This window comes from Mammaliicoccus sp. Q-M61 (genome assembly GCF_022386055.1).
Taxonomy (GTDB): domain Bacteria; phylum Bacillota; class Bacilli; order Staphylococcales; family Staphylococcaceae; genus Mammaliicoccus; species Mammaliicoccus sciuri_A.
In genome coordinates, this window is sequence record NZ_JAJNJL010000027.1 from 1 (window position 1) to 712 (window position 712).

The window sequence follows — 712 nt, forward strand, 5'->3', positions numbered from 1 at the left end:
GAAAGAGCAGCAGCAGCTAAAGCATTATTAGAAGCAAATCCTGACTATATTTCAGCAACCGTTTATGGTGAAACAGATGATAACGGTCGATATACTTTGAGATTCCCAGATGGTACGTTAAATACAAGCTATATGTATGGTTATGTGATGGATCCAGATGGTAATGTAGTGAATGCATATTCATCTTATACAAGTCCTCAATTTAGAGCACCAAACAGTAACTTATCATGGACACCACAAACAGCACCGGCTCAAAACTTAGTTGCTAATCCAATGTGGTATAACGTTAATTTTGCATTAGTTCCATCTAATGATATTAACTTAGATGTGTTGGAATATAATAATACCGATAAACCTGCAGTTCCAGGTGACGAAGTTCATATCGACTTAATAGGTTCAAATATTTCACCACTACCAACGCGCGTTGAGTGGAGAGATAAGAACGGTAATGTAGTTCAAAAAACTGGCGACATTAATACGTTAGAAGATGGTGAACAACAAGGTACATTTATTGTTCCAGATAGTGCGGTAGATGGAGATATTTACACTGCATATTTAGTCGTAGGAGACAATGATGTATCAGCTGATTCATTTATTGTAAAAGTTCTGGATAACAGACAATATGAACCAACAACAGACGGCGTAACAAAAGATCATGGTACACCAACGACAACAGAGGATGTAACAGGTGCAGTGACAATCCCAGATTATC

General features: G+C 37.5%; 1 pseudogene. It reads left to right on the plus strand.

Features of this window, described 5'->3' with window-relative positions:
- A pseudogene (locus tag LQ677_RS14500) lies at positions 1-712 on the plus strand (hypothetical protein); the annotation flags it as partial.